This is a genomic window from Paenisporosarcina sp. P4_E4_2 (genome assembly GCF_056401595.1).
The window spans coordinates 1-3,699 of the sequence record NZ_JBFUJC010000312.1 but is presented as its reverse complement, the minus strand read 5'-3'; the positions used below and the strand labels follow the sequence as shown (position 1 = coordinate 3,699).

Annotated in this window: 6 protein-coding genes; all 6 read right to left on the bottom strand. The window is 42.0% G+C overall.

Going from position 1 to position 3,699, the window contains the following annotated elements:
• Positions 1-545 (bottom strand): XTP/dITP diphosphatase (locus AC1DSB_RS16135; RefSeq protein ID WP_477587106.1); only part of this gene is annotated, 545 nt, incomplete at its 3' end.
• On the bottom strand, positions 542-1,300 hold the full coding sequence (gene rph, locus AC1DSB_RS16130; RefSeq protein WP_477587105.1) for a ribonuclease PH: 759 nt from the start codon (positions 1,298-1,300) through the stop codon (positions 542-544). The genes rph and AC1DSB_RS16135, both read right to left, overlap by 4 nt.
• Before the next feature lie 100 nt (positions 1,301-1,400).
• On the bottom strand, positions 1,401-2,198 hold the full coding sequence (gene racE, locus AC1DSB_RS16125) for a glutamate racemase (protein WP_016426749.1): 798 nt from the start codon (positions 2,196-2,198) through the stop codon (positions 1,401-1,403).
• 10 nt (positions 2,199-2,208) lie between these two features.
• Complete coding sequence (locus AC1DSB_RS16120; RefSeq protein WP_016426748.1) at positions 2,209-2,673, bottom strand: MarR family winged helix-turn-helix transcriptional regulator; 465 nt, start codon at positions 2,671-2,673, stop codon at positions 2,209-2,211.
• Between the two features lie 76 nt (positions 2,674-2,749).
• On the bottom strand, positions 2,750-2,974 hold the full coding sequence (locus AC1DSB_RS16115) for a helix-turn-helix domain-containing protein (RefSeq protein ID WP_016426747.1): 225 nt from the start codon (positions 2,972-2,974) through the stop codon (positions 2,750-2,752).
• Positions 2,975-3,036: 62 nt separating this feature from the next.
• The gene (locus tag AC1DSB_RS16110) at positions 3,037-3,483 is read right to left on the bottom strand and encodes an acyl-CoA thioesterase (RefSeq protein WP_477532045.1); all 447 of its coding nucleotides are present in this window, start codon (positions 3,481-3,483) and stop codon (positions 3,037-3,039) included.
• Between the last annotated feature and the right edge of the window lie 216 nt (positions 3,484-3,699).

Below are 3,699 nucleotides of genomic sequence, written 5' to 3'. Positions count from 1 at the left end.
CGGTGGGAAATTGCCGCTTTTTCTGAAGGCAATAACTCAGCCATCATTTTACCAAGTGTCGGCACAAAGAAAATCGGATCATAACCAAAGCCGTTTGTGCCTTTTTTATCATGTGCAATGACGCCTTCACAAGTTCCGAACGCAGTCTTCGTCTCCATATTAGGACCTGCCAACGCAATGGCACAGCAAAAACGAGCTGTCCGTTTTTCGTCTTCCACACCTTCAAGTTCAGTCAGAACTTTTTGCATGTTTCCATCATCACTTTTTTCTTCCCCGGCATAGCGTGCAGAATAGACACCTGGCGCGCCATTTAAAGCGTCAATTGCTAGACCGCTGTCATCAGCTATCACGAATGTTTGTAAGCGTTCAGCAAGCGCCTCAGCTTTAAGAACGGCATTTTCTTCGAACGTTGTGCCTGTTTCTTCAATATCCATGTCATTCGCTACATCATGGAGAGTCAAAACTTCAAAACCATAGGGATTGAAAATCGCTTCGAAGTCTTTCGCCTTGCCTTTGTTTTTCGTTGCAATAATTACTTGCTTCATGATAAATCACCTAGCTTTTTGCAGATCCGGTCAGCCATTTCCCCAAGCACATCTTTCTGAATGGCAATCAACTGTTGAATGCCTTCGTCACCCAGATCAAGCAATTCATTTAATTGCTGTCTTGTGAATGTAGCCTCTTCTCCAGTACCTTGAAGTTCCACAAATTGACCAGAACCGGTCTGGATAATATTCATATCGACATTTGCTGAGGAATCTTCAATGTAGTTTAGGTCAAGAATTGCACCGAGCTCACCATCAATTCCTACGCTCGTCGCTGCAAGAAAATCTGTTACAGGAAATTCAGGGAGCTGTTTTTCATCTTGTAGCTTTGCAATAGCCATTGTCATCGCAACAAATGCACCGGTAATCGAAGCAGTACGTGTGCCGCCATCTGCCTGGATCACATCACAGTCAATCCACAGCGTTCGCTCTCCTAATGTTTCCAGATTGACTACTGCTCGTAGTGCTCGTCCAATGAGACGTTGTATTTCCATTGTACGGCCACCAATCTTACCTTTCGACGCTTCACGTTGTGTTCGTGAACCTGTCGCTCTTGGAAGCATTGAATATTCAGCCGTAATCCATCCTTTGCCTTGCCCACGTAAAAAATGCGGTACGCGTTCTTCAATGGTTGCTGTACAGATTACTTTCGTCTGTCCTACCGTTATCAATACGGAACCTTCTGGATGTACCAAGTAATCGGTCTCTATCGTCACAGGTCTCAGTTGTTTTGAATTTCGTCCATCTTGTCTCATGTGTTTGTTTCCTCCTCGTATACATTCGCGCACTTATCGTATCACATAAGCTTTAAACGAATCAAAACCCGGAAATTCCTTTTTCAAGGAATTCCAGGTTTTATTTAAATGATATTTGTTGAATTGTTGGGTTTTCGATTTCAAGCCATTTCGTAATAATGGTCCTGAACATTGGTATGGAACCAGTTGTATAGAAAATGTGCGGTACCTTACTCGGTTGCTCTCTTTGCTTCTGGTAATAGTTGAGGATAGCATCCACTTCATCGGCCGTTTCTTCGGCTGATGAAAGAACCTTCACATGCGGACCAACCGCCTTTTCAATAAGATCCTGTAATAAAGGGTAATGAGTACATCCCAATATTAACGTATCAAATGATTCCTTTTGCAGTGGTTCGAGTGTCTTTTCAACCAATTCCTTCGCAAATTCGCCTTCATATTCGCCACTTTCAACTAGTGGAACAAATGCCGGGCAAGCAAGTGGAACGGTATGACATGAAGATGATAAAGCCTTCAAAGCCTTCTCGTAAGCACCACTTTGAATAGTACCTACAGTCCCCAATATACAGACTTCAGAACGTCTTGTTGCTTTTATAGCTGCTCGCGCCCCTGGGAAAATAACCCCCACGACTGGGAACGGGCAATATTTTTGTAAGGATTCAAGTGCGACCGCTGTTGCTGTATTACACGCGACAACGAGCATTTTTATGGATTGCGCTTTCAGTGCTTCCGCCATTTGCCATGTGAATTTCCGCACTTCAGTTGCTGAACGCGGTCCATATGGACATCTCGCTGTATCTCCAATGTAGAGAAATTGCTCATTGGGCAATCGTCGCATAAGTTCTTTGACAACCGTTAAGCCGCCAACACCTGAATCGATCACGCCGATTGGTGTATTCACGAGATTCGCCTCAATCCTCTTTCATTTCTACATGAAGTCTTTGGAGAAGGCTCGACAACTGTTGCACTTCTACAGCATCAAAATCAGACAAAATATCTTGCAAATAATCTTGACGTTTTTGAATAACTTCTTCAATCACGCGCTCGCCTTCTTTTAATAAATGAATGCGAACGACACGTCGATCTTGCTCATCACGAACACGCATGACAAGTTGGTTCTTTTCCATCCGGTCGACTAAATCCGTTGTCGTACTGAATGCCAAATACATTTTGGTCGAAAGATCACCAATGGTCATGTCACCATGTTCAAACAACCATTGCAACGCAACAAATTGAGGTGGCGTCACTGTATAGTTACTTAAAATTTGGCGACCTTTTTGTTTGATAATACCTGATATATAACGAAGTTCTTTTTCCAGAAAAGCTACTTGCTCCTGGTTATGGTTATGTTCATTGCTCGAAATTTGCTCTGTCATGTGCTAAATCCACTCCCTGAATACGATTACTTGTGTATTCATTGTGACGTCTTTTGCGGAAATTGGCAAGACATACTCAGTCTAGTGCTAATTCGCCAAGTCGTAAAAGTTCGAGTATCGCTTGTGATCTGCCTGATACGCCCAACTTTTGGATGGTATTCGAGATGTGATTTCTCACGGTTTTCTCACTGATGTTGAGTTGAATGGAAATATCTTTCGTTGAATAATCACGCACTAACAATTGAAAAATTTCTCTTTCTCGTCCTGTTAATAATGAACGATGATGTGCTCGTTCTGACAAAATACGCCCCTCCTATCCACTCTTCCTAGTAACGTATGTCAGAAGATAAAAGGCGGTGACGGCTAATTGGGTAGGAATAACGATTTTTCTTCTTCTGTCCAAGGCAATCCCTTACCAGTTGCCTTGCTTATTTGAACAACAGTTCCCCTACCTGTGAAAACAGTATCCCCTTTTTCATTCGTGGCATGGTAATGAATATCCACTGATGAAGTACCCACCGAATCAGCTTTCACATGAATCTGAAGCTTTTCATCAAAGAATACTTGTTTTACATAATCGCATTGTAAATCGGCAACAACCGGAATCGTCTTACCTTTTGGATCCAACCAATCATTCATCAAGCCGATTTGTTTAAGATATTCAATTCGCGCAAACTCGAAATAAGAAAAGTTATATGTATTGTTCAGATGTCCATACATATCCGTTTCACTGAATCGAACTTGAACCGGTACTGAAAAATGAAACCCACTTGCCCATTGCTCTGGGTCTTGGATGTAAGATGCACGCATAGTAGATAGCTCCTTTGATTTATGTATTTTATGAATGGTGATTCATTGTTGATGTCATTGTATCAAAGTTTCTTCTGGAGAGGAAAGAATTTAATGGATATAAATGGAGAAATTTGGAGAGAGATTTGTGTGGATAGGGGCAACTTTTTGCTTTATAGGGGCAACTTTAAGAGTTATTGGGGCAACTTCTGCCATTATTGGGGCAACTAACCATTT